Origin of the sequence: Bartonella sp. DB5-6 (assembly GCF_000278115.1) — a bacterium.
Taxonomy (GTDB): Bacteria; Pseudomonadota; Alphaproteobacteria; order Rhizobiales; family Rhizobiaceae; genus Bartonella; species Bartonella refiksaydamii.
The window spans coordinates 55,610-79,849 of record NZ_JH725116.1 but is presented as its reverse complement, the minus strand read 5'-3'; the positions used below and the strand labels follow the sequence as shown (position 1 = coordinate 79,849).

The 24,240-nt window shown below is 41.5% G+C and carries 30 protein-coding genes, 3 tRNA genes and 4 pseudogenes; 6 read left to right on the top strand and 31 right to left on the bottom strand.

The window, feature by feature from the left end; translation table 11 throughout:
* Positions 1 to 84: 84 nt before the first annotated feature.
* The 3 genes from MCO_RS03000 to MCO_RS02990 all read right to left on the bottom strand — a co-directional run bounded on the left by MCO_RS03000 (position 85) and on the right by MCO_RS02990 (position 2,396).
* Positions 85 to 1,401, bottom strand: coding sequence for a TolC family outer membrane protein (locus tag MCO_RS03000; RefSeq protein ID WP_007552528.1), 1,317 nt, complete (start codon positions 1,399 to 1,401; stop codon positions 85 to 87).
* 33 nt (positions 1,402 to 1,434) lie between these two features.
* Positions 1,435 to 2,109, bottom strand: a complete 675-nt coding sequence (locus MCO_RS02995; protein WP_007552527.1) for a protein-L-isoaspartate O-methyltransferase — start codon at positions 2,107 to 2,109, stop codon at positions 1,435 to 1,437.
* A 213-nt stretch (positions 2,110 to 2,322) separates the two neighbouring features.
* Positions 2,323 to 2,396, bottom strand: a tRNA-Cys gene (locus tag MCO_RS02990).
* A 186-nt stretch (positions 2,397 to 2,582) separates the two neighbouring features.
* On the opposite strand from MCO_RS02990, the gene MCO_RS02985 reads away from it, so the two are divergent.
* A tRNA-Asn gene (locus tag MCO_RS02985) sits at positions 2,583 to 2,657 on the top strand.
* Between the two features lie 90 nt (positions 2,658 to 2,747).
* On the opposite strand, the gene MCO_RS02980 is transcribed toward MCO_RS02985, so the two are convergent.
* Positions 2,748 to 3,122 carry a helix-turn-helix domain-containing protein gene (locus MCO_RS02980; RefSeq protein ID WP_007552526.1) on the bottom strand — a complete coding sequence of 125 codons (375 nt, stop codon included), beginning with the start codon at positions 3,120 to 3,122 and terminating at the stop codon, positions 2,748 to 2,750.
* Positions 3,123 to 3,328: 206 nt separating this feature from the next.
* Between MCO_RS02980 and MCO_RS02975 the strand changes: the two genes are divergently transcribed.
* The 3 genes and pseudogenes from MCO_RS02975 to MCO_RS10775 all read left to right on the top strand — a co-directional run bounded on the left by MCO_RS02975 (position 3,329) and on the right by MCO_RS10775 (position 3,861).
* Positions 3,329 to 3,586, top strand: a complete 258-nt coding sequence (locus tag MCO_RS02975) for a type II toxin-antitoxin system RelB/DinJ family antitoxin (RefSeq protein ID WP_040298763.1) — start codon at positions 3,329 to 3,331, stop codon at positions 3,584 to 3,586.
* A 71-nt stretch (positions 3,587 to 3,657) separates the two neighbouring features.
* Positions 3,658 to 3,795, top strand: a pseudogene (locus MCO_RS11070) (type II toxin-antitoxin system mRNA interferase toxin, RelE/StbE family); the annotation flags it as partial.
* On the top strand, positions 3,769 to 3,861 hold the full coding sequence (locus MCO_RS10775) for a type II toxin-antitoxin system YafQ family toxin (protein WP_081488143.1): 93 nt from the start codon (positions 3,769 to 3,771) through the stop codon (positions 3,859 to 3,861). The pseudogene MCO_RS11070 and the gene MCO_RS10775, both read left to right, overlap by 27 nt.
* Here the strand turns inward: MCO_RS10775 and MCO_RS10495 are convergent.
* The 7 genes and pseudogenes from MCO_RS10495 to MCO_RS02945 form a co-directional block, all read right to left on the bottom strand.
* Positions 3,852 to 3,989 carry a hypothetical protein gene (locus tag MCO_RS10495; protein WP_196794022.1) on the bottom strand — a complete coding sequence of 46 codons (138 nt, stop codon included), beginning with the start codon at positions 3,987 to 3,989 and terminating at the stop codon, positions 3,852 to 3,854. The two genes, MCO_RS10775 and MCO_RS10495, sit on opposite strands and share 10 nt — an antisense overlap.
* Entirely contained in the window at positions 3,961 to 4,185 is a 225-nt protein-coding gene (locus tag MCO_RS11065; protein WP_081488140.1) for a hypothetical protein, read from the bottom strand. The genes MCO_RS10495 and MCO_RS11065 overlap by 29 nt, the downstream gene beginning before the upstream one ends.
* On the bottom strand, positions 4,118 to 4,345 hold the full coding sequence (locus MCO_RS02965; RefSeq protein ID WP_007552524.1) for a hypothetical protein: 228 nt from the start codon (positions 4,343 to 4,345) through the stop codon (positions 4,118 to 4,120). The genes MCO_RS11065 and MCO_RS02965 overlap by 68 nt, the downstream gene beginning before the upstream one ends.
* A pseudogene (locus tag MCO_RS02960) lies at positions 4,342 to 4,806 on the bottom strand (lysozyme); the annotation flags it as partial. The gene MCO_RS02965 and the pseudogene MCO_RS02960, both read right to left, overlap by 4 nt.
* Positions 4,807 to 4,939: 133 nt before the next feature.
* Positions 4,940 to 5,137 (bottom strand): annotated as a pseudogene (locus tag MCO_RS02955) (lysozyme); the annotation flags it as partial.
* A gap of 75 nt (positions 5,138 to 5,212) precedes the next feature.
* Positions 5,213 to 5,542 (bottom strand): hypothetical protein, encoded by a 330-nt coding sequence (locus MCO_RS02950; protein WP_007552520.1) that lies wholly within the window; start codon positions 5,540 to 5,542, stop codon positions 5,213 to 5,215.
* 11 nt (positions 5,543 to 5,553) lie between these two features.
* Positions 5,554 to 5,931: a hypothetical protein gene (locus MCO_RS02945; protein WP_245256833.1), complete on the bottom strand. Its 378-nt coding sequence runs from the start codon at positions 5,929 to 5,931 to the stop codon at positions 5,554 to 5,556.
* A gap of 320 nt (positions 5,932 to 6,251) precedes the next feature.
* Between MCO_RS02945 and MCO_RS11060 the strand changes: the two are divergent.
* Positions 6,252 to 6,673: pseudogene (locus MCO_RS11060) on the top strand (integrase); the annotation flags it as partial.
* A gap of 212 nt (positions 6,674 to 6,885) precedes the next feature.
* Here the strand turns inward: MCO_RS11060 and MCO_RS09785 are convergent.
* Complete coding sequence (locus MCO_RS09785) at positions 6,886 to 7,188, bottom strand: hypothetical protein (RefSeq protein ID WP_007552518.1); 303 nt, start codon at positions 7,186 to 7,188, stop codon at positions 6,886 to 6,888.
* A complete protein-coding gene (locus MCO_RS09780) occupies positions 7,170 to 7,361 on the bottom strand; it encodes a hypothetical protein (protein ID WP_007552517.1) in 192 nt (63 codons plus the stop codon). The genes MCO_RS09785 and MCO_RS09780 overlap by 19 nt, the downstream gene beginning before the upstream one ends.
* A 224-nt stretch (positions 7,362 to 7,585) precedes the next feature.
* Between MCO_RS09780 and MCO_RS02930 the strand changes: the two genes are divergently transcribed.
* Positions 7,586 to 7,675: transfer RNA gene (locus MCO_RS02930), tRNA-Ser, on the top strand.
* Positions 7,676 to 7,776: 101 nt separating this feature from the next.
* Here MCO_RS02930 and MCO_RS02925 read toward each other — a convergent pair.
* The 18 genes from MCO_RS02925 to MCO_RS02835 form a co-directional block, all read right to left on the bottom strand.
* Complete coding sequence (locus MCO_RS02925; RefSeq protein ID WP_007552516.1) at positions 7,777 to 8,145, bottom strand: transcriptional regulator; 369 nt, start codon at positions 8,143 to 8,145, stop codon at positions 7,777 to 7,779.
* Positions 8,146 to 8,592: a hypothetical protein gene (locus MCO_RS02920; protein ID WP_004854298.1), complete on the bottom strand. Its 447-nt coding sequence runs from the start codon at positions 8,590 to 8,592 to the stop codon at positions 8,146 to 8,148.
* Positions 8,593 to 8,627: 35 nt separating this feature from the next.
* The gene (locus MCO_RS02915; protein WP_007552515.1) at positions 8,628 to 8,846 is read right to left on the bottom strand and encodes a hypothetical protein; all 219 of its coding nucleotides are present in this window, start codon (positions 8,844 to 8,846) and stop codon (positions 8,628 to 8,630) included.
* Between the two features lie 131 nt (positions 8,847 to 8,977).
* Positions 8,978 to 9,205, bottom strand: a complete 228-nt coding sequence (locus tag MCO_RS02905) for a hypothetical protein (protein WP_007552513.1) — start codon at positions 9,203 to 9,205, stop codon at positions 8,978 to 8,980.
* Complete coding sequence (locus MCO_RS02900) at positions 9,202 to 9,867, bottom strand: lysozyme (protein WP_007552512.1); 666 nt, start codon at positions 9,865 to 9,867, stop codon at positions 9,202 to 9,204. Before MCO_RS02900 ends, MCO_RS02905 begins: the two co-directional genes overlap by 4 nt.
* A 13-nt stretch (positions 9,868 to 9,880) precedes the next feature.
* The gene (locus MCO_RS02895) at positions 9,881 to 11,584 is read right to left on the bottom strand and encodes a hypothetical protein (RefSeq protein ID WP_007552511.1); all 1,704 of its coding nucleotides are present in this window, start codon (positions 11,582 to 11,584) and stop codon (positions 9,881 to 9,883) included.
* 6 nt (positions 11,585 to 11,590) lie between these two features.
* Complete coding sequence (locus MCO_RS02890) at positions 11,591 to 11,854, bottom strand: hypothetical protein (RefSeq protein ID WP_007552510.1); 264 nt, start codon at positions 11,852 to 11,854, stop codon at positions 11,591 to 11,593.
* Between the two features lie 9 nt (positions 11,855 to 11,863).
* Positions 11,864 to 12,844, bottom strand: a complete 981-nt coding sequence (locus MCO_RS02885) for a tail fiber protein (protein WP_007552509.1) — start codon at positions 12,842 to 12,844, stop codon at positions 11,864 to 11,866.
* Complete coding sequence (locus MCO_RS02880) at positions 12,837 to 13,829, bottom strand: transglycosylase SLT domain-containing protein (RefSeq protein ID WP_007552508.1); 993 nt, start codon at positions 13,827 to 13,829, stop codon at positions 12,837 to 12,839. Before MCO_RS02880 ends, MCO_RS02885 begins: the two co-directional genes overlap by 8 nt.
* Positions 13,829 to 16,066 carry a hypothetical protein gene (locus MCO_RS02875; RefSeq protein WP_007552507.1) on the bottom strand — a complete coding sequence of 746 codons (2,238 nt, stop codon included), beginning with the start codon at positions 16,064 to 16,066 and terminating at the stop codon, positions 13,829 to 13,831. Before MCO_RS02875 ends, MCO_RS02880 begins: the two co-directional genes overlap by 1 nt.
* The gene (locus tag MCO_RS02870) at positions 16,059 to 17,891 is read right to left on the bottom strand and encodes a hypothetical protein (RefSeq protein ID WP_007552505.1); all 1,833 of its coding nucleotides are present in this window, start codon (positions 17,889 to 17,891) and stop codon (positions 16,059 to 16,061) included. Before MCO_RS02870 ends, MCO_RS02875 begins: the two co-directional genes overlap by 8 nt.
* Positions 17,891 to 18,946: a tail fiber domain-containing protein gene (locus MCO_RS02865; RefSeq protein WP_007552504.1), complete on the bottom strand. Its 1,056-nt coding sequence runs from the start codon at positions 18,944 to 18,946 to the stop codon at positions 17,891 to 17,893. The genes MCO_RS02870 and MCO_RS02865 overlap by 1 nt, the downstream gene beginning before the upstream one ends.
* Before the next feature lies 1 nt (position 18,947).
* On the bottom strand, positions 18,948 to 19,331 hold the full coding sequence (locus MCO_RS02860) for a hypothetical protein (RefSeq protein WP_007552503.1): 384 nt from the start codon (positions 19,329 to 19,331) through the stop codon (positions 18,948 to 18,950).
* A gap of 41 nt (positions 19,332 to 19,372) precedes the next feature.
* Positions 19,373 to 20,830, bottom strand: a complete 1,458-nt coding sequence (locus tag MCO_RS02855) for a hypothetical protein (RefSeq protein ID WP_007552502.1) — start codon at positions 20,828 to 20,830, stop codon at positions 19,373 to 19,375.
* Positions 20,830 to 21,528, bottom strand: a complete 699-nt coding sequence (locus tag MCO_RS02850; protein ID WP_007552501.1) for a hypothetical protein — start codon at positions 21,526 to 21,528, stop codon at positions 20,830 to 20,832. The genes MCO_RS02855 and MCO_RS02850 overlap by 1 nt, the downstream gene beginning before the upstream one ends.
* Positions 21,529 to 21,600: 72 nt before the next feature.
* Positions 21,601 to 22,044 carry a hypothetical protein gene (locus MCO_RS02845; protein WP_007552500.1) on the bottom strand — a complete coding sequence of 148 codons (444 nt, stop codon included), beginning with the start codon at positions 22,042 to 22,044 and terminating at the stop codon, positions 21,601 to 21,603.
* A gap of 30 nt (positions 22,045 to 22,074) precedes the next feature.
* The gene (locus MCO_RS02840; protein WP_007552499.1) at positions 22,075 to 23,220 is read right to left on the bottom strand and encodes a N4-gp56 family major capsid protein; all 1,146 of its coding nucleotides are present in this window, start codon (positions 23,218 to 23,220) and stop codon (positions 22,075 to 22,077) included.
* Positions 23,221 to 23,317: 97 nt separating this feature from the next.
* Positions 23,318 to 24,229: a hypothetical protein gene (locus tag MCO_RS02835; protein WP_007552498.1), complete on the bottom strand. Its 912-nt coding sequence runs from the start codon at positions 24,227 to 24,229 to the stop codon at positions 23,318 to 23,320.
* Between the last annotated feature and the right edge of the window lie 11 nt (positions 24,230 to 24,240).

The window sequence follows — 24,240 nt, the reverse complement described above, 5'->3', positions numbered from 1 at the left end:
ATCTTGTTCTAATGTGATCAACTACGGCCTTTCCAATCTTCTGAAAACTAAAAGTATTTGCAGATTAAGAGCCTCTTTCAAGTATTATCGGATATATTTAATTGTTTTTAAACCTAAATGACCTGCAGTTAATTTACCAATGGAAGATTGAACACTATAACTCGCAACAACCGCATTACGTTCTGCAGTAGCAAGCGCAATTTGAGCATTAATCAACAGAGTTCGAGAATTTAAAACATCCAATGTCGTCGCCTGTCCCACACGATTCTCTTGAAGACGACCTTTAAGAGCAATTTCAGCAGCACGTACACTCTCGCGATAAGCAACAACAGACGCACGTGCGCTCTTTAACTGAAACCAAGCAGACGTAAGAGACTGTCTTATATTACTGTGAGCAAGATCAAGTTGAAGATGAGCCTGTCCAAGTTGTTCCTTGGACTGGCGAATCTGAGCAGATGTACGCCCCCCTTCAAAAATTGGAACACTTAACGACAATCCTACTGATTTAGAAACTCCATCCTCCCCAGAACCATTGTAAATCCGATTATAAGACGCTGTTGCAGAAAAATCAACTTTAGGAAGCAAGGCCCCTTCTTTTGCCTTTACATTGTAAAGGCTAGCATTAACCAAATATTTTGCATAAAGAATTGCTGGATGCGATGCAACGCTCATTTGGTAAGCAGCATCAAGATTAACCGGTAAATTTTTTGCCACTGGTGGATATGTTAATTTTTCAGGATCAGCACCAATAATTTGTCTATAAACTGCCTCTGCTGATTTTACATCAGCATGTGCAAGACTCAGTTCTGAAACAGCCACAGAACGCGCAGCTTGTGCTTGGGAGAGATCAACGCGCCCTCCCTCTCCCACATCAAATTTCGCTTTATTAGAACGAACTTGCTCTTCAAGAGCAGCCAAATTTTCTCTGCGAAGATCAGCAATACGACGTGCTTGATATACATTAGTATACGCTGTTACAGTATCGAGAAAGGTATTTTGTTCAGTATTACGAAGATATTCACGCTGTGCCTGCAGCTTAACCTGAGCTGAAGAAAACATGTTTTGCGTAATAAAACCATCAAATAATCTTTGATTTAATTTTATTCCTATAGACCCAGAAGTGATATAAGGACCGGTCATAGACTTATTCCGCCCATAACTTCCAATCCCCTCAATTTGCGGCAATAACCCCGAACGTGCAATAATCACATCATCACTTGAGATGCGTAGAGCTGCCCGCTCACTATTTAACTTAGCATTGTGTACATACGCTTTAGCAAAAGCACCCATCAGTGTTTCAGCATCAACCGAACCTGATATAAAAACACTCGAAACCAGCAACAAACACGCTTGAAATTTCTTGTTTATTTTCAACACAATAACACATCCTAAATTAATCATACAACTTATCTTTATTCACAAACAAAACAAACATTAAAATATAAAATCAGGTGTTTTTAAAAAATTAGCAAGAGGCTTTACAGCGAGATTAAAAGCACGACGCGCCGCAATAACTCCATCTTGCTTTACATAGATTTGTGCAACACCGGAATTACCATGTCCTTCAACCACAATAAGGCGTCCATCATCTTTCATTTGCTCAAAGATACCCTCCGGAATAAAATCAACTGAACCCTCGATAAAAATTAGATCATAAGGCCCCTCAACGGCATATCCCTGCTCCAAATAGCCATGAATCACAATTACATTACCACACTTATTACATTCTAAAGTCTCAGCTGCTCGTTCCGAAAGAGCTTTATTATTTTCCAATGCAATCACAGTCCGTGCAAGCTTTGAAAGCAATGCCGCACAATAACCACTATTTGCACCAATATCTAAAACAACATCTGATGATCTTACAGCTGCAAGCTGTAGTAATTTTGCAAGAGAAGCAGGTCGCATTAAGTAGCACGCAGGTAACCCATTTTGCGCAGGACATACAATAATATCACTATCAAGATAACTCAAAGCTTTTATATCTTCTGGTACGAAATCTTCACGCGGTACCGTTAAAAAAGCTTCAAGAACTGGTAAATCCGTCACATCTACTGTACGAATTTGATTGTCAACCATTTTGCGACGAAGCTCTGCAAAATCTGCGACCATAACGACCATCTTCTCCTACATACAACACGAACCACAACAAAACAACGATAATGAGGGCTTAAAATCTTTATACTGTGGGTGTTACAAAAAAGTACGCTACAGTCAACAATTAGATTCTAACCGCACCATTTCTCACGATAAAATCTCTTACCATAAAGGAAAGCAGTTTATTTGCACATATTATCCCTAAAGGTCACTTTATTTAGGCACAGCTGGAGGCCTCGCCCGGAATCGAACCGGGATACAAGGATTTGCAGTCCTCTGCGTAACCATTCTGCCACGAGGCCTCATCGACAAACATGAAACTGTCAATAAGGGAAGGCAGCACATACGTCAAGGTATAGAAAATTTTCTCTGCTTTTTTCCTCTTCTTTTCCAATTATATGACATTTTTTTTTAAAAAAAGTAATTTTATCCTTTGCAAATCAGTATTGCTTTGCTATAGCCCTTGCAGTTGAATGATTGGGCACCGTTCCCCGGTAGCTCAGTGGTAGAGCAACCGGCTGTTAACCGGTTGGTCGCTGGTTCGAATCCGGCCCGGGGAGCCACATTCTTTTCTATCATAGATAACTTATTGATTTTCCATATGTTTTTTTAAGGTTCGGGATGTGTAAATAAAAGTGAGGGAATAGGATTTTCTAACATTTCTCTATAAAGCACGCTTCGCACAATGTTTCTAATGTTTCTTTGAAGTCTGCTAACGCTTCTTGATGTAAGCCATCTAAAAGTCTCATAAACGCAACAGCAGTTTCACGTTGCAACGGAGTAGAAGGCTTTATTATGATGCTTTTTCGACAAGAATAGGCTGCTTTTTTTAAGAGAGAAGCCATAGCTTTATCTAAACCATAGAGCTCTATGATCTTTTCCTCCAGTCCTACAGGAACAGATCTTTTGCCAATTTCTACAGAAGATAGAAATGATACAGATATGTCTAATTTCTTAGCCATATCTAAGAGACGTTCGGAGTGATCAATGCGAAGTTTCCGTAAAATTTTACCAAAGGATGTAAGCATCAAAAAAGTCCTGTTAGAGAAGAAATATTTCTTCTGATTCTAACAAATCTTTTTATGATTTTCCTCAATTATTACGAATCAAGAGTTCTTTTCGGGGTATTTTTTTAGCAAAACCAGAAGTCCAAAGTGTTTTTAGTTATAAAAAGTTAACTTAGAGCTACAATGTAGCTACCTCATAATAAAGGTTAATGAATGAAGAATTTACCATGAAAGCTGACTCTATCGTTCGCGCCCGTATCCCCACTGAAATGAAAAAACAAGCAATGATCACCCTAGAGCGTATGGGTTTAAGTGCTTCAGATCTCATCCGCATGACATTTTCGCGTGTAGCTGAAGAAGGCTGCTTACCTTTCGATGTCAAAGTACCCAATAGCACCACACGCAAAGCCATAAAAGAACTAGACGAGGGAAAAGGTAAAACATTCGCAAACGCAGACGCGCTATTTAAAGACTTGGGTATCTGATATGCTGACGCCTATTCGTTCAGTACAATTCAGAGAGTGACGTACGCAAAGTAGAAAAACACGGTAAAAATATGAATAAACTGCGTACACTATTGAGCCTATTGATTGAAGAAAAACCATTATCGAAATATTATTGCGACCACCCCTTAAAAGGCTCTTGAGCTGGTTGCCGTGATAGTCATATCGAACCAAATTGGCTGCTGATTTATAGAATTGAAAAAGACAAATTACATCTTGTCCGTACAGGAATTCACGCTGACCTTTTTCAAAGATAACATAATGCTAACCATTTCATGATGCGTGACATCATCTTTAAGCCTTGATAGGTCTCTATCATCTCGTGAAGCAGCTGTTGTTCTGTTTCTGTAAGATCTTTATCTTTGCTGCTTCGTTTCTTGACCATCTTTCCAACCACATAAATGTGCTCCCTGCTTGTTATGCTTTAAAATATCTCTTGCAAGGTTAGAGCTGATGACCTCAACGTCCTGATTATCCAGATAAATTGGCAACCAGCCAACACAAGAAACAGACCTATTTGCTGCGCACCCAACAAGAAAGTTCAGTACGCACATCAACATCACTTTTCTGATTAACTTCATTTTCAACCTCAAGCCGTGTCATAGCTGTCTTTAACGCATTTTCTGTTTGCTTATGCCATTCGCTTTTCTTGCCAAGGTGAAAGGCTTTCGCTAAAGCCATAAAAAAAACGGCTAAAGCCGCTGTAAACATAAGAAAATATTTCTTAAACCAAAAAATCACAAGCGTTGCTCCCTAAATCGCTTGGCTACAAACACTATGCCTGTACATGCCGCTAAAACCATTATTCCTGCTAATGCCCATTGGATAGGACCATTGCCTGCCAACAAACCTCCAAGACCTGAACAAGAGCCTATAATTGGTGCAAGCGCTTCTATTTTGAGAAGTCCTGTTGCTGCTTTCGTTTCTACTCTTTGATAATTAGAAGAAACATAACTTCCTTTCGCCCATAACCCTGCTTCCGCTGCTCTACGGTTTGCAAGCCCTTGAAGAGGTTTTCCACCTACCTTATTCCATTTCTGTAGTTCTGTTGGAACAGCCTCATAATCTCCCTTATTCAGTTTTTTCAACAACGTCGAGTGACAAAAGGCTTTAATCCCTACATTATAGCAAAACGATACTAATGCCGCGAACTGTTCATCCGTTAGCGAAACTGTTACAGCTTTCTCAACGGCTGTCTCAAGCAGATAGTGTTTACCACCCATCCACGCAAACAGTGTTTGTGTAAATTCTTGTGTCATCATATTTTAAAGAAAAGATTTTTAGTGCACTAACTTTTGATTATCCACTTTTTGAGATGTGAGAAGATATTGTCTATTGCTTTAAATCCTCACAAAGAATTTCTTCTGCTTGCTGTTGTGTAATACACATCCCTTTTTTGACAAGCGGTTTACCAGCTTTGCTCGTGTGTCCATAACCAATGGTCCACACGCATGCTATATCTTGATAGGCATTCAACCGTAAACCTTCCCATTGTTTGATAAGTGTAAGCCCTTCTGATGATATTCTTCTCATCTGCTTCTCCATAAAAAAAGCCCCACACAAGGTGAGGCACTCCAAAAGATATTGTTGTTTATGCTTATAACGATTTTATTCCCTATTTTCTTTGATCAATTGCTCCACCTCTTCAACACTAAAGCCAAGAGCAAAGATCGGCGCATATTCGCTTTCCTGTAATTCATATTGTATGCGCTTTTCTAAAAAAACTCCCTCTAAACCAATCGGCATTTCTGTTACCATATCAATCTTATGCCTCTCATCTTCAATGCCTTCTTCCCCTTCACCAAGTTCCTTTATCGCAACCCAGTAAAAACGCGTTTCCAATAGCTGCTCTAGCCGTTTTACTGTCTCAGCCTTGTCAAATTCAAACATGTTCAGATAATCTTGCTTTGTATTCAAATGCTCTGGATACTCTCTCATCTCCTCCTCCTCTAAACAAAACGACGCGCACGGCTACATCCTCGGGCGCTAGCTGCTTCATAAATGGCATTACGTATAATGACTGCACGCAGATGCGAATTGATATTCCTACTATCTGACCAGTCTCCACCACCTAGCAATGCATACATATCTTGTTTAAATTTTACATTTGGTGAGGTTCCAGTTACTGTTTGCATAAAACAAACATCTCTTACAAATTGCCAAACATAACCGCAACCATCTTCACACCCTATATGCGAGATCATTCGTCTGTTCTCCGTGGTCTTATGACCTCCGGAATGTTTAGGAGAAGGTGCCTTTTTGCCTTGAATCCCACCACCTTCATTGCTTCCATACATCGCAGAAGTAAATTCTGTATTATTTAGCAAAGCCTTCTTAACACGCAACATATCTGATACGTGATTTGTCTGTAGACGGTTCGTCGTAATAGGAACACCATATGCCGAGCGCGTATTTTCACCAGTGCCTGACTGGAGATAAATATCTACTCAAATACTCTGTATAATATATTGATTTGTAAATATAATTTAGAGTTATTCAACTTGAATGAGACTCCGAATATCGTAAGATTCTCTCATTTCAAATCTGTGTATGTTAAATCAATCAAAATCACTTTCTTGCATGTTACAAGCGTGGCTGGCGTGTGGGTAAAATTGTATAAAAAAGGAGTAAAAATGATGGTGCCGGCTTGCTCCTCCATAAGCATAAAGATGGTGGAGCTCAATGGCTTTATCGTTATACCCTTCACAAGTCCCCGTCGCGGAATGAGTTTGGAAGTATTGAGAGATGTTTCTTTAAAAAAGCCCGTGAATGTGCAAACCAATAGCGTTCTGCTTTACGTGAAGGTCATGCCCCCATTAAAGAACGCAATAAACAAAAGCGTGAGGAAATGCGTAATCTCCATTATTTAAAAGACATTGCTCTAGACACTTCTGAAAGTCAGAAAGCCAAACTAAAGAATGATGCTAAAGATGGAAATTGGTTTTACCTTTAAAACTGCATATTTTACCAAAATTAGGCTGTCTACCCGTTTCAGAGATTACAAAAACAGATATACGCAATACACTCGATCCCATCTGGTATACAAAAGCTGGAGCGTCAATTAGAGCCTCTATCGGGCTTTAAAACAGCACCAACAACAGAGGTAATACCTAGCCCCAATTACTTTATCCCTATCCAAGAAAAAGAGGTAGCGAATGCAGTACTTGAGACTATACCCCCTCCTCGCAAAGTAACCACAAGTAAAGTCATCGGTCGGAGGAGACTCAGTGCACTCCCAGCAAGTCTTGTCGCCATTATTCCCAGCGAACGCTCTGAAACTGCTAACCCTCACCAAATTGCCTAAGACCACGACTAACACCACCAAGCTTGATAAAAGAGCCTATCAATTGAAGTCGACCAAGGCAGAAACTAGCAAAGAGGATAATGCACAACATACGCAAAGTAATATTAAAAGTCATCAGCACGGCAATGGTTTTAATAATAGCACTTATTAAAGTTGGATGGGCATTGTTCCATGCCATAAGCTCATTGGTAAAATTCCCAATACTTTCCATCAAATTGTTTACAAGGGGCAACAGTATTTTACCAATGGTAATGTTCAAAGCTACGATACGATTTTGCAAAAGTTCAAACTGCCTGATGGAGGACCGATGGAACCCATTGCTTGTTTGTCCGCCTCTCGCTCTACAGCACCTTTAAAGACTTTTGGATCTTTCACAAGCTCTAAAACATGTCCTAATAATTCTGGGTTGCTAGCCAATTTGGCAAAGCGTTTACCAATTTGATCACCTGTCATATCAAAAACCACGGCTGCTTTGACAGCATAAATACTAAAAGCTTCCAGATTTTGTATTCCTGTCGGAAAGATTCGTCAGACTAAAATGAAATTGTACATTTTTTAAAAACTATACCTTAGAAAATGATTGCATTGGAGATTCAAGAAATTTTATTAAAAACGTAAAAAAAACATTTAAATGATTGACCTTTTGCAAGAACTTTGCAAAAAGACATACTTAATTTGGAGGGGTGGCCGAGCGGTTTAAGGCACCGGTCTTGAAAACCGGCGTGCAGGAGACTGTACCGTGGGTTCGAATCCCACCCCCTCCGCCACAGCATTTTTGTTGTGCTATAACTTGTTGATTTTATGTGTGTTTTTTCAAGGTGCGGGATTCGTAAATAAAGGTTCGGGAATAGGATTCTCGAACATGCTTCTACAAAGTGCATGCTTGTTTGCTAACTTTCTCTAATAATTTTTTGAATTCTGCTAAATCTTGTTGTGAAAGATTATGTAAATTTCTAACAAACATGCCAACAATTTCACGACTCAACGGATTAGAAGGCTTTATTGTAAAACTCTTGCGGCAAACATCAGCCTCTCTTCTTAAGAGACATGCCATCTTTTGGTCTAAAGCGTAAAACTCTATGATCTTTTCCTCCAGCCCTACAGGAACAGACTTTTTGCCAATCTCGACAGAAGATAAAAATGCTACAGATATATCTAATTTTTTAGCCATATCTAAAAGGCGTTCTGAATGATCAATGCGGAGTTTGCGTAAGGTTTTACCAAATGGTGTTAGCATCTAAACATAACTCCTTTTCACAACTTTAGAATAAAAAATATTACAGTATTTCTCGCTTGCTTTGTGCAAAAGAAAACAACTACCATCTGCTTTTGCTCCAAAATAAAAATCATTAAAATGACTAGGAGTGGAACATCTCCTGATGTAACAGTAATCAAAGTCGTCCTTGAGTAAACAATCTGATAAGTAATAATTGATTGATTCTATACGCTGTTCAACTGCATCAATATCAGTGAAGTCAATAATATCTTTCTGAAAACTAATATCGAGATTTGCTTTTTTATTCTTTCTCTTTTTACCATTCATGTATCCACTCACGAGCAAATCATTAAAGATTTTTTGCCATTGGAGATTCTTTTCTGAAGTTAAGAGTGGATCTTGTGTTAAGATCACATCATCATTCTGAACAGTCTTTAAGAATCTAATTGTGCTAGGTATATTAAACATAGGCTTTCATATTTTAAGGAGAGGTATGGGTAGGGCTAATTTTTTGAGAACCATTGCTTTAAATGGGCGCAGATATTATCTAGCGCATCCATGAGGCGTGCAAAATCAAGGATCAACAAAAAAAGAAAAAATGCACCCCACTTCATCAAGCGAGACATCATTTTAACGCTTTGGTAGGTGATGATCATTTCCTGAAGCATCTCTTTTTCTGTGTCCGAAAGCTCTATGTGTTTTTCAGTTTTTTTTCTGGACATGTTGCCACCCACACAAGTACTCACCCTGCTTGTTATGCTTCAAGATCTCTCTTGCTAAGTTCGAACTGATAACAATAAGATCTTTCCGGCTTACATAAATGGGCAACCAACCAACACAAGAAGAGCTATATTTATTTGTCGCGCAACCAATCAGAGAGAGCAGCACGCACATCAGCATCGCTTTTTTTGTTAATTTCATTTTCTACCTCAAGCCGTGCTGTTGCTGCTTTTAAAGCATTTTCTGTTTGCTTTTGCTGTTCAACCTTTTTTCCAAGGGTAAAGGCTCTAGCTAAGGCAATAAAAAAAGCGGATAAAACCGCACCTGTTAGCATAAGATTTCTTTTCATCCAGAACATCATAAACAGTGCTCCTGAAAGCGTTTAGCAACAAAGAAAATACCAGCACCTGCTGCCAAAACCATAATAGCGGCTAATGCCCATTGGATAGGACCATTGCCAGCTAAAAAACCACCAAGACCTGAGAAAGACCCAATAATGGGTGCCAATGCTTCTGCTTTGAAAAGACCTGTTGAATCCTTTGTTTCTACCGTTTGGTAGTTGGAGGAAACAAAAGCACCTTTTGCCCATAATCCTGCTTCTGCTGCACGCCGGTGGACAAGACCTTGTAAACGTTTCCCTCCCGCTTTGGTCCATTTTTGTAATTCGGCAGGTATCGCTTCATAATCACCTTTGTTGAGTCTTTTAAGCAACGTAGAATTTTGGAAAGCTGAAATACCTACATTATAACAAAAGGAAACAAGAGCACCAAACTGCTCGTCACTTAAATTCACACAAACCGCTTTTTCTACCGCTCCCTCATATTGCTGCAAATCTGCTAAAAGCATGGTTTCAGCTTTTTTTTCTGTAATCACCATACCCTCAACAACTGCCGGCTTACCAGCTTTTCCTGTATGTCCATAGCCAATGGTCAAAACACCAGAAGCATCTTGATAAGCTTGTAAGCGCAAACCTTCCCATCTTTTTAAACAAGCAAGACAATTTTTATTTATTTTCCGTGCCATTATTCAATTCACCTTATAAATATACCTTTATGAGTACTGCACCATCTCCACCATCGCCGCCAATTTTGTCGCCTCCGGATTTCCCATCAAAATATCCCCCGCCGCCACCACCACATTCTTTACCACCTCTACCACCGTTACCACCTTTGTAACTCTCACCACCCTGCCCCATGATAGAACCCTTGCATTGACCACCACCTCCACCGCCGCCGCCAAGAAAAGAACTTCCACCGGTACCAGCTCTCTTGCCGTCACTTCCACTTCCTCCACCATTCCCACCAGAAAAAATAAAACTCTCCCCACTGCTGCCCCCTCTGTTTCCTCCTCCATCACCGCCTTTCCCTCCAAAGTTAACGAGAGCCATGGAGACGGAATATCCTCCTTCTGCTGTAACAAGCCCTTTGATCATTGTTCTACCACCATTGCATAAAATGTTACTGTCGTTGCCTTTACCACCACGACCAATGTAAGCTGTTTTTAATTTATCTAAATCAGAACCTTTCATTTTAACATGCACGCATTGACCTCCTCCGCCGCCGCCATCCTTAACGCCACCACCTCCACCACCCCAAGCCCATACTTCGATATCGGTGTCAGAAGTAATACCAGCAGGCAGTGGAATATCTCCACTTTCCGTCATCAGAATTTCAACAGGTTTGCTTACCCCGCCACCATTGTTGCCACCGCCGCTGCTATTGCTACTATTTGCTTTGATTGAAGCCATCAGTTTGGCTGGTGAGATAAGGGCATCAACTGTTTTTGTGCCATCAATCCAGTCTTGTTTTGCAAGAGGTTGAATGAGATCAACTTTTTTCTGTACACTATCCGCTGTTTCTTGTGCGACACTTGCCACAGCTTGTGCCCTGTCTCCTGTTTTTTGTGCGGACTCAGCGGTATTTTTCGCATCTACAGCGTGATCTTGCGCATCTTTCGCTGTATTTAATGCAGCACTCCCAATACTCTTTGCCTCACTTGCTGCATAAAGCCCTTGTTGTGCGCTTTCCTGTGCGTGTTGTGCCACATCTTCAATTTTATCAATTTTTGCAATCTGTGCACGTTCTTGAGGGGTTAAAATAAGATGCGTGTTCCCCTCTTTCATATTCTCCATATCAAAGGCATCTTTTTCTATTTTATCTGGATCATAGACTGATTTTGACATACCAAAAGACTTTGAGCCTACAAAATAACTAATGGTATTTTTGAGATCTACCGGAGATATGGGATAATAAACACCTTCACTTCCCTTATGCCACTTTTCTATTGTTGGTTGGGTAGCACTCAACCATCGTAGCTTTGATCTTTCTTCTGTGGTTAAAATCTTTTTGGTAGGACCCTCGTGCATATTTTCCATAGAAAATGCATTTGACCCCACATTGTCGGGGTCATATATAGCAGCCTTCATATCGCCAATCCCTAAAGGCGATATTTTTACCCAGCCAGCACCTGATAAAATCGCATTCTCATGCGCTTCACCACTTGCTTCAATATCGTGGATTGTGACCTTATCTTTGTAAGCAAGAGCTCCAATATCTCTCTTTGCAGCAGCATCATCAGCCTTTTTCCCTTGAGCAGCAGTTGCAAAATATTCTACCTCATAAGCTGCTGCACTCCCCACTGAAACAGGTGCAAGAGCCTTACTATCTAAAACACCTTCTTTGACTTCTTTCTTTGTTGCTGGTTCAAGCTTAAATATATGCGTATGATAGGGTAATGGCATCGCGGTTCATTCCTTAATAAGTCTGTTTTTGAGATTTTTGGGGATGAGAGACTGTAATTCATCAATAAGTTTTTGCATGGTCTCTATGCGTTTATCTGTCGCTTCTTTATATTCTGCAAAAGCGCTTAAAAGATCATGCTGTATGTCGCTTTTGACAAGATTAAGCACCTTATTCAATGGCGCATGAACCATTCTATTGCTTGCATAAAAAAGGACGCGGATTTGCTCCGCGTCCGCAATATCATCAATAGCAGACGGATTATTGATCATCTGAAAACCTTATGATTTTATAGCATAAACAACCGTTATATTAACAGGGCGTGTTTCTGTTTCACCTGTTGAAGATATGGTTACCTTATGCGTGTGTGCCCCAGCAGGCTCCGTTACTCCTGTGGTGTAATCAGGATCATAATATGGATTCCTTCGACCAACTCTATTCGCTGGCCATCCAAATATTTGATAGCGAAAGTTGTGGGTATGCTCCCCCGCTTTTTCAATGGTGGCAACATGTGTGTGCGATTTAAGGCAATCTTGCTGTATATCAGCAAATTTTCTATTTCTGTCTAAACCGCGACCATTGTCAAAGCCACGCAAAAACATTCCTCTAAAGTCTGGAACTTTAAAGGTTGTATCGCTGTTTTTTCCCCATTTATCCCCTATCGCCTTGAATAATTGCGGATAATCCTTGCGTTCATAAGTAGCGCCATCACATAAAAGCCAACCGTTTGGCACTTCTTGCATAGCAAAGGTCGCAATAAAACCGCAAGGAAAGGTTTCGACCTTTGGTGGTGGAATGGGGGTAGGATTTAAAAGATACCAGCCCTCAAGACCTTTTGTTGATGCGCCATCATTATAGACTATTTCATAAATGCCCCCTGTTTGTAACTCACCGCCTGTCAATGGTACTATCCCCGTGCTGGTGGCTTTATAGAGTGGCTTTGCTCCTATATTATTCATGTTTATTGTTGTCGTGCCAATATTCATACCACGCGCCTTAAAACGGATAATGATATCGTTTTTATATTTCGCTATTGACGAAACCGTCGTTAACAGGATTGATGTTGTTTGTTCCTTTCCATTCACAATAAACTTTGAGTCAAGAGAACCGCCATTATCGGCAAGATATTCACGTATACGCTGCATCATGACTCGCGCACTATCATTGACAGAACTAGGCGGCTGCCCTTCTGCCCAATTGATCATACTATCTGAATTGGCATTTTGATCAGCTGTGAGTGACCAGTCATAAATATCAGACATGATAAGCCCCCGTTCTTCTTAATAACTCTTCGCGCAATTGCTCTTCTTTTTGCCGCCTATAGGAACCGACAGATTGCCGCCTAGAGGGATCAATCAGAGGTGTTAAATCTGTCGGGCGCCTAGTCGATTGTGAGAAACCCGCCATGATTGGTTGCTGTAACATTTGTTGCTGTACCATCTGTGCCTGCTGTTTTTGCCTTTCTCCATTCTCTCTCATTAAATGAAGCAAACCGGAAAAACCCTTTTTAAGAGCACCTGCATCAATGCCTTGTGCTTGCAATGGTGTCGTTTCCATAGCCTGTTCTGTTAAATTGTTTCTGCTTTCAGGTGCCATCATTCTGTTTGGGAATGGCGTGTCATATGCCATCAATTGGCTGCCCCCTTGATCACCTTGACCCACTTGATTACCTTGAAGTGTCTTTTGAAGCCTCTCAAACCCATGAAAAGGACCGACCTCGTTTGGTGCTGCTTGCCCATTGCTTTGGCTTTGTGGTGTCATACCATTCGAAGTATCTCCCGTTTTGTTGTAAAGCCTATAAATATGATTCGTAAAATCCCCCGCTGTAGCTTCACTATGACCTCCGTTAAGGACGACTGCTTGACGCCCTAAAAGCTGGCTTGCTGGAATATGTGGATTTTTGATAAGCTTTACTGCCCCTGCTGGTCCTTGTTGGTGTGCAAGATAAAGTTCTGCTTCTGACGGCGCTCTGCCTAATGCTGTAGCTAAATAACGCGTATTATCTTTCGTTAACCGTGCCATAGCATCGGTTGCTTGAAAGGGATCAAACTTGTTATTGAGTTGATATTGCTTTGCTGTTGAATCTAAAAATTGATACAGCCCCCCTGCACTGCTGTTCTTATTTCTTGCATTTGGATTACCGTTACTTTCTATCATGGCGACACGTTCAAGAAAGCTTTCCGGCAAACCATATTTTTGTGCTGCCTGTGAGATAGCACGCTTCACATTGGGATGAAAATTGATCATTAGTTTATAACCGTTCTATCAGCACTGCTATTCAAAAGAATGCCAAGAAAATTGAAGAATTTTGTGTGGTCTTCTTTGGTTATTAAGCGTTTCTTTTCTGCTTCATGAAACTTCTTAATTAATTCAACAGCTTTTTCTCTTGCTAACCCAAAATCTCCTTTTTCCCGCGCTGTTATAAGCGCTGCAATATCTCTTTCAGTATCTTTATGGACGCTTGAGAGTTTGCGTCCAAATTTCCCTAAGAAATTTTTTACAACTGCCTTGATGAAAGCAATCTTTCCTATACCCATAGTCTGTTGTGCCCCCCTCTCTTCCACTTCACCCATATGGTTTGGCATTCGTGCAAAAAGCTTTGTTCTTTCCACTTCTGGTCGCAACACTTTCATAAGTTGCTTGGCTTTATCCTCACCAAAAATACGCTGTAATTTTTCTTGACCATTTTGCGTGTCAAACAAACTCAAAAGATTGTGGTCAAAATTCTGTGCATTGCCTGCCGCATCCTCTAGTTGCGACCGTACACCTTTTTGAAACGCATCTTTTTCCATCAACCCAAAACCCGAAAGTTGACTGTTGATTGTGTCGAGATTAACGCTCTTCTTCAGCGCTTGCTCTCCTTGCTCTAAGGCATCACCAATAGTACGCTCGTCATAATAAATTTTCCGTGCTTTAGCATAATCTGGAGATGATGTATCCAAAACGTCCAGAATGCGTTGTTTGAAATCAGTCAAATCTCGAGCATATCCCCATTTTCCTTTGATACGTGCAGATTTAATTTGATCATCCAAAACCTCTTTCATCTTATGTAAAATCCGCATATTCAGTTTTGGATATCCATTGCTCCCTATAACTGTTGCATCCGCTTCATTTGTCATTTGCGCAATTGCTTTTTTATAGGCTTTTTGGAAGGCAGGAGTTTCTTGCAACCGCGATAAATCTTTACTGACAGCATTAGAAATAGGAGAAGCTTTCGCCCTCTCATAAAATGGTTCAGCCTTTTTCTGTGCTTGTTTGATAATCTCTTGCTTTAAATTAAGCGTATCTACTTTTGGACCCATCACATCTGTCAACGCATCCTTTACCCGCAGTGCACTTGCACCTTGCCTTTCGTTCAAACGATTACTTATGAGCGAATATATATCATGGTCTTTTTTTGCTGCCTTAAAAGCTCTTGTAGCAAGCCCATCATGAAGATCAATAATCATTGAATCAGGACCACGCTGTTTTAATGCCCTTTCAAGCTTATCAACACCTTCATCCCCTAAAGTTTGGCTTACATCCCTAAGCGCTCTATCGCTTATCTGAAATGCCTCTTTTTCTACACCTTGTGTTATTGGTTCAGTTTTACCAAACAATTTTCCAACTGTGTTTTTGAGAGCCTCAGGTGTTTTTTTCACAATAGCAGGCGTTTTTTTAAGTGATCTTGTCGCAAAAGATGTTGCTTTTGATACACCACTGGCAACAAATGGTGTTGCAACGCCTAGCCCTGCACCAAGCCCAGCAGACACTAGAGTATCTGCAAGCCCTTCCCCCTCACCACTGCCTGCTATCCCACCATAAATGGCTCCAGTTTTTGCTGCACGCCCCAAGCTAAACTTTGCCGCCTCTTTACTTGCTACTGCTTTCATTGCGGCTTCACCTGCTGCTTTTGCCGCTGTCCGTTCTGCACCTTCTGCTAAAGCAGATTGCACCGCCCTTTCTCCTGCAGCTAAAGCTTTACTCGTTATTCGTACTCCTGTGGCACCTGCTCTACTTCCCAAAAGCACATCAGCCCCAAGAGCGGAACGCGCAGCAGCAGTAGCTCCTGCTGCGGGTGGAAAGAAGGCAGAAGCTATTATGGGTGCCGCTGCCCCCGTTAAATTCCCCGCAAGAGATGCATAAAAATGATCTCGGTTCGCCGCTCTTTGATAATCACGCCATCGTTTTGTCACTTCATTATATTTTTTGACTGCCTTATCTGTTCCATTCCACAACCCCTCCCAAAGTGCTGATGTCAACCCTGCTGCTTCATCATCATAGCCCATAGTTAACCCATGAAGAGCCCCCCATCCAAAAGCACCAGCAACACTTGGATGTGGACCATCTTCTTCTGTTGCACCATTATTTCCTGTAATGGAACCTCTTAGCTTTTCCTTATTTTTCGCGAAAAGTTCTTGAAGCTGTTCTGGTGTATAGTCACTTATATGCCCAATGACTCTTGTGTTTTTACGATTAATAAGGGGAGGAATTACTTCAGCCATTGGTTTGTTTCTCCTTAATACGCCCGTCACTATCAACGAACAGCATGCCTTCCGGCAATGCTTCTATCTGTTTTTCTAGTGGATCATTTGACTGTGCATGATTTCCCTTATTCCCTTTATAAGCATCTTCCCCATAGGCAGCTCGAACGAGCTCGCTTGTTGCTTCTGCACCACCAAAAAGAATTGCGCGCGTTGCTGCATTGGATTTGTTGAAAGTGTCAATAACTGTTTTTAAAGATTTCTTCATTTGCTCTGCGGAAAGATCTTGATACAGCGCCGCTACAGAGTTTTGCAATGCTTGCAATTCCATATTAGACAAGTTCCCAAAGCCAGATGCGCCATTTGGTGAAAATGCTTTTGCTTTTCTCAAGGCATCAAGCCCGATACTCGCCTTCAATGAATCGAGCATGTGTCCGAAATCGTTTGCCTTAGAATTAGGAAGGAACGACCCTATAGAACCCGTAAAACCAACAACATGCGGGTTCTCCTCAACAGTTTTTAGCAATTCTTTAGATGCCGAGAGTATACGATTTGACCTGTCTGCTGTTTCCAAAATTCGCATTTGTGTTTGTTGGTTTTTACGCTCCTCCTCCTTCTGTTCTTGAATTAATTTATATTCTGCACCACTGCCTGCAATTGGCACCGCACGTATGCCACCAAGTGCATTTTCGTCCTTAACATACATATAACCTGATTCAGGCTTTGACACTGTGCCCCCCGCATTACTCCCAAATCCAGAAGCAGTGGAACGCTGTCCTCCTTGGACAGGTATAATTTTCCCTGTGCTTGTTGAGACTTGGAAAGTCATATCCTCAGGCAATCCCTGCTCTGCCTTTTCTTCTGCTGTCAATGTTCTATAGCCTTCTTGAGGGCTTAACGTGTTGCCTATAACTTTCATGGCAAGATCTGGATATTGCACAAGGGCTTGTGCGTCTTTATCACTATATCCTTTAGAGCGTAAAAACTCAAAAATTGGTCTATTTTGAGCTCGTACATTATTGCCCTGCCGCATAACAAGCGCCGCATTTGAAAAACTTTCTTGCGGTGTTTTTCCTGATGCAAGCCCCGCAAAAAAATCCATTAAATGCTCGGAAAATTCTGATTTTCTAAAACGCTCCCATAAGCTGCTTGGGTCTGCATCTTTATGGATAAAATTTCCAACTGCGTTTACATAATCCGTTGCCTGTTCGGGCTTAGCATTTGCTTTTAAATGTTCTTCTTCTGGAATAGGCGTATGAGAAAGTTTTTCTTTATTGACAGGGCTGCTCCCCTGCGGATTTTCTGCCATAGATCTGTTGTTGAGTTCAGTAGTGTAATCTACCGCATTTTTTTGCTGTCGTTGTGCTTCATCCTCACTCCTTTTACCAATGTTCGTAAAAAGTGGAGATTGAGAAACCATTGATGCAACGCCTCCCTGCGAGAAGTCATGCTTTTGTTGCTCTGGCGCCTCTTGTATCTTAACAGTATCCTTTGAAACATCCGGCAATGGAAGCATTTGGCGCTTTAAATCATCCGTAGACATAATCAATTCTGCTGGCGTTTTTTTCCCAACTTCTCCTCCTCCTGTTTGAGAACCACTAATAAGCTCTGTAGGACTCAATTTTTGTGGAGTATTATCCCCATTGTTCGCATCAAAAGGGTCTGTGCTAAAAGCAGCGCGTTCTAAAAAACTTGGCTTGTATCGCCCTTCCAACGGCGTGCTTGGAGGCGTAGAAAGCTGTTCGAACAAATGCTTTGGCAATTGATACATACCCTGATATATCAAGGGACGCAAAAATTTTGGATCAAACAACTTTAAAAGAGAATTTGTGTTTTCTTGTTCCATCACCGCACCCTTTCCATCTCAAAGCCAAGCTTGCCATAATCCACATGCAAAAAGCCTGTCGCCTTATGCAAGAAAACAGCTTCAGGTTTTGACTTCAAAACATCTTGTGCCATCACCCCGCGATAGCGCTCTGGATAGCCCTTGTAATTATACTCATAGAGTTTGTGTCCATTTCGCCGCCCCACTTGCACGATATTTTCTTTCGCTCTGATGTCGCTAAGCCCAGCAAAAGTACCAAGGATAGTTCCAACATTTCCAACAATCTCCCACGGATTAGGTTTTGGCTGTGGAGTCAATGTCGTCATTTGTCCTGTTCGTGTTCCATAATTTCCAGCAACAGCCCCACCAGCTGCGAGCAACTTACTTAACTGGTCCCAATCAAGATTGTTCTGCTGCTCCCATTTTTGCCGCTCTTCATCTAATTGCCGTTGATGATTGGCATCAAGCACACTCCCTCCCGTCAACGCATTAAGATTTGCCTGACCTTGACCTTGAAAGAAGTTATTGGCGCCAGCCAACTGATTTTGGTTTGCTTGGTCAATGAGACCATTGGCATTCATCATGTTGTTGACATCTTGGTTATATTGCTGTGATAAAGCTTGTGTTGCTATGCCCCCCAATTCATCAGCCAAAACCCCAGTATGCGCCCCAGAACCATAACGCCCCGCCCCCGAAAGTGAACTGTTAATCGTGTCTGTTGCTTTATTTAATGTGTTTTGAAGTGCTTCATTAAAATAAGGGTTATTGCCTACTTGTTGACCTGAAGCCATGTTCTTTAAGTTTTGGCTTGTTGCATTTTGCCCTGTGGCTAATCCATTTAAAGTGTTGTTATCATAGTTATGCGTATTATTGGTAAGCCCATTAATGGCATTCTTTGTCTGATCACTTAAATCTGCAACACGCTGTCCATCATAAACGGCTTTTCCGCTGCCTTGGTTATAAAAAGTCATGGCGTCCTTAGCGGCGTGTTCAAAAATACCTTTTGCCCATTCAGGGGGTGCATTTGTTTGCGTCGTATTTTGGGTATTCTGGATTGGTTTAGAACTTTTTCCCATGTTAAAGCTGCTTTCTATATTCTAAAAGGTTAACGAGATATCCATGCGATTTAAGAGATTTTTCCCACCCTCGCCTGCCTATGATGACAAGCTCTTTTGCCCCTTTTTCCTTGTAATAAGCTTCAATCTGAGTGATAAGCTTTGTTAAGGGCGCTCCTCCCTTTCCACCAAGTGTGACAATAACCGCCCTTAATGCTCCAGTGACGAGTTCTTGTAACTGTGTTGTGACATGCGCCATAAAGTTTTCATGCGTATCAACGATAATCCAAAGAACTTTTTCTCCCTTTAAAATATCGTTTAAAATGGTCTCTGTATTATAATCATCAGGGAATTTTTGATTAAAATAAGCTATCGATTTTATGACATTCTCAAAATAGGGCGCCATTTGTTCAGCGCTCCATTTTTCTGTATTATAGATCTTAAAACTCATCTTATGCCCGCGGGTTTGAGCGTCACATCAAAGCCTGTTATATGTGTCCATGGCGTGCCTTCTGGTATTCTCAGACGCAAAGCGTGATAACGCGCCCGTGAGCGGATATTATACATCCCATTATTATAGCCGGCATAACGCTCTTTAGCCCAATTTAATTGGTTCTTGTTATCAATGATAAATGCCGCCCCAACACTCAAAAAACCATTTGTTGTATCCGCTTGAACAAAAGCCTCACTCATCAGGTTGATTTGCCTACCCGTATCCCCCACAATTTGTGAAGCAATAACTGCTTCCATCGGAGGACCTGCAAAAAATCCAAATGTGTTGTCTGGCGTAAAGGCTCCCAAAACAGGCGCACCATTTTGCCACATTTTACTATCAAGAGAAGCTGGTAAATCTTTCAAGCTCTCTTGTACTTCGTCTAAGCCTTCTAATGTATAACCGGCTGCAAAAAGGGGAAATAAGAGAAGGTTTTGCCCCTTAATGACACTCCATATTTGTAAGAGCCAATCATAAACATAAATATGCATCCCTTCGGTGTTATCATTGATAGAAAAATAAACACGAGAATAGACCGGATCAATACAGGCTTTCATCTCATCAATGGCAAAGTTATTGTAAAGCGTAAAAACAGTTTTATCGACTTTTCCAAAGCCTATAGGGAGCATTTCACCACCACTGTTGATTTGATAAAAACCATCATCAGATGCAAAGAAAGTACAGTCTCCACGGCTTGCAATTGCTGTACTGCTTTTCGCCCCTATTTTGTCTTTTATTTTTGCAAAACTGAAGATAATTTTAGAGCCTGGTACAAAAGTTGCATGATAAATGGCGGAGCGCATAAAAATAAGTGGATTGGTTGATTCCGTAGACCCTTGAACATATTCACCATCAGGAAAATCTTGATAATCACAACTTTTCTCCCCAACCGTCCAATGTGTTGCATCATTCAAACCTGACCACTGCACACGGTTTGGCTTATCTGTTAGTTGCATCAGGCAAACAAAATCACCCCACACACGCACAAGTCCAGCACGCGGCGGATTACCACTCAAATCACAAAACTTTTCATCTGTTTTCAACGAAAGCATTTGTGGTGGATCATTGCTATTAACAGCAATAATATGATCACCAAAGGAAGCAAAAGACCAAAGCGCGGTCTCATTGGCGTGATATTGTGTGTGAGGCTTGCTAATGTCTTTCCAGCCGCGCGTGCTGTTGTCATATTCATAAAGCTTTGTTGGTGCGCCCACAATGATGCGCACACCACTCAACGAGCGCACCGCATAGACCCCCAAAATCACATCCGGAAAAAGATCTGAGACTGGCGCCACCATGGGAAACGGAATATACGAATTTGGTGCCGGCAAAACGTTTACTATCTCATGAGAATAACCACTATTAATAAATGCGGTGTCCGGTCTATATTCAGCAATAGGAATAAAAGTCATCAGAAATCCGTGTGTTGAATTTTGAACAGATTTTTGCGCCGCGAAGTCTCAATTCTCAATGCGTCTAACTGTTCTTGAAACATGGCAAAAGCTGCCGCTGCCATCTGTGGTTCTTTAATAATATTCGTATAGAGTTCATATTTTGCGCGGGTTTTGATCAATTCATAGGCTTCACAAAACCATATGGACGCGTCTTGTGCGCTCTCAATGTCTTTTATTCTTATAGGATCGAGAATAAGCCTGATGGAATAAACTCGATCTGGTGTTGGATACAAGACAAACTTTTGTTCAAAATAGGCATAGCGCGTAGGCATGCTATGGTGAGAGTCATCCTCAAGGCTCTCAATGAAGAGCGCGTCCCCATGCAAAAGTCTTGATTTGCTGTGATTGTCCTCATAAATATAAGCATCAACAATTCGAACAGCCCCTGTCATAGAGGGATGTGTCTCTGCGCCATAACGGCTTTTGCCCTTTAGAGTGGTGAAAACAATTTCACGGCTTTCATTGAAATAAAAAGGCAATCGTTCACAAAAGCGAATAGCCGAAAATATCGCTCTTTGCACTTGATCAACATACTCATTGGTTTGATCATCTATTTCATCCTGAATATCGTTTAACATCTGGATAAAATTTTTATCCCAAGGAACAATGGTCTCTTTTTCTCCAATCGGACCACCTGTCTGTATTACTATTGTCATATCACCCTCTTCCAAATGTCTTGGGGCATCCTGTGTGGGAAGGGGACGCAAGAAACAAACGCCCCCTTGCCTTTAACGATTGGTGTAAAACTCAACAATCACCTCAACATCACCTTTGGTGCTTTGCTTGTCTCGTGTCATATAAATTGTATTTTCAGCTTCTAGTGGGACATCTCGTTCCTCCATGGGTATGTACACATTGCCATCGCTAGATTGCGAAAGTTTATTTTTTCCATAATCATCACCATGAGGCTCTTTTCCAAATGTAGCTGTTACACCTTCAAAATCCGTCATGGCATAAAATTTAATGCTTTTGATAAAAGCCCCTCGGGGTAGAATACCAATTTTCGTTATCAACCCTTGGTCTGTACATTTAACACGCGCCCGTAAAAAACTAACCTGCTGCGTAGAGTTATTGCGTCCTTGCAAAATAGGTGGCAAACCCTCATCTGTCATAATACCAACGGTCTCAACGGTTTCAACAGGTTCCTGTGTAATTAGCGATTTTTCTGCCATAATTGTAATCCTTTAATACAATTAAAATTGTTAGCTCGCTTCTGCAAAAGAAGGGATGACAATGGTACCAAAATCCTGTCCCCCTTGATCAGAATGCGGCAAGGTGTAGCGTGATTTTTTCATGCCGATAATGGTCTTTGCAGCCAAACCAAATTCACGTTGATAATCAAACAATTCCTCAACAAGTTTATAACGCGTCGCACTATTTTCCCCATTGCCTCCTGTTGCACCATTGCCAATACGCCCATAAGCCATGATGATACTTTGTGCACCGAGCAAAACAGCACGACGAACAGATGCCACAGGCTCTTGTGTCTTTGAATTAACACCATTGGGGACATGCTCTGCTTCACGCAAAATGACACCGTTATACATCCCCAAAGAACCATTAAAAATTGGGTTCTTCGCTCCAGAGCCATCATAAGCTGCCTTGGTAATGTCTAACCATTGACCACTCTTGGTGTTAGTACGCAATTGAGTTACCTGTATTGGGTGGAGATACATCACATAAGCCGATTTCCCATCAACACGAACAGGACGCAAACGTGGATTTGCAAGTTTTGCGCGTTCAACAGCTTGATCTATAAGATCTAATGTAAAAACATCCTCTTTTGTAAGCTCTTCATCAGTCTTTTTCTTATTCGGGCGAATAATACGCAATTTGCTTGGCTCTGATGGCGCGTTAAAACCATAATGCACCGGTTTAAGCGTTATGGTGCGTCCTTCAAAATGCATCCATGGTGCGCTATAGCCTGCTGCCTGAATGAAAAACATCAGACTTAAACGGTCTGCATACCAATCAACCAACCCATCTTTTGCTTCGGTACGCAAATTAAAGGGAACACGTTGTTGATCAATAGAGCCTTCATATTTGATGCGCACAGCATGAGTAAGCTCGTTGATGTGCACCTTTTCATTCATAAATTGGAGTGCTTCTTCATTGCCTTCCAGCGTTTGTCCCTCGCTAACGCCATCCCCCATAAGTTGGACTCGTAAACCGCTCGTAACGGAGTCACCAGCGGATTTCCCTAGCACATCCAACACTTGGATAATGCTATTTTTGCTCTTCCCCATCAGCGGTGCAATAGGCAACGCTTTTGAGGTCTCTGTATTTAGCATCTTAGCCCAAACGCCAACGGCTAATGGGTCATTGAGCTTTACTTGTGTTACTGCCATTTCAATCAATGCCTTTCTTGGTTTTTAAAACTGCCTTACGGCACAACCAAACGATAACAATCACTTGGTTCTCTCTGTCGCGCCATTGCGCACATCTTCATGCTCTGCACATAATTTGTTCAAATTTTTCGGGATTTTTCTCAACCCATGCTGCAAATTCGGCTTCCGGCATGGAAAAAAGCGTTCTCACATCCATCCCACCTGTTGGAACTTGCCCGCCGCGCGCAGTGAGTGTCCGCGCTGCTTGAGAACGCTCTTGAAGGACTCCCACTTCGTCCTTAACTGGCGCGCCACTATAGCCAAAAGCTTTTGCTTTTTGCACCAGCACTTCGATTGGGTTTATACCGGCTTTCTGGCACTGCTGGCATATTTGGCGCAATTCAGCACCAATTTGCTGTTGCCGCGCCATAGGGTCTTTCCATTGTGGGTAAAGGCTTGCTTGCGCTTGTAGAACACTGTCTGCTCTTTCATAGAGATAGTCCGTGATACTGTCTAAATCTGGATATTTATCTTGTACTTGCGCTTTGGCTTCCTCGAAATAATTACCTAACTGCTGGCGTTCATATTCCTCTTGACTCATGCGCTCTTGGCTCTCTCTCATATGAGAAAACTCATCAAGCAATTTCTGTTGTTCTTGTACCTTATGACTAAGCCATGCAACATGTGCTTTTGGATCGTCTTCTAGGGTAGGAATATTTTCCTCACGGCGGCGCGTGATTTCTTCCTGCATTGCGGCATATTTTTGCGCAAGTTCAATAGCCAATTCACGCGCTTCAATGGCGCTTTGTTCTGCCTTTTGGCGTGCTTGCCGCTCTTGCTCTAATTTATCAGATCCTATTGCATCAGAGCTTGGCTGCTCTCCAACTGGTTCTACAGCTGGCTGTTCAGAACTTTCCTCTGCTTCAAAAACTTCCTCAACTTGCTCAGGCTCGACCAACTCAACAGCATTATCACTGGCAAAATGTTCATCATAGATTGCTTGTTCTTCAGGCGTAAACTCTTCTTCCATATTCTGTCCCT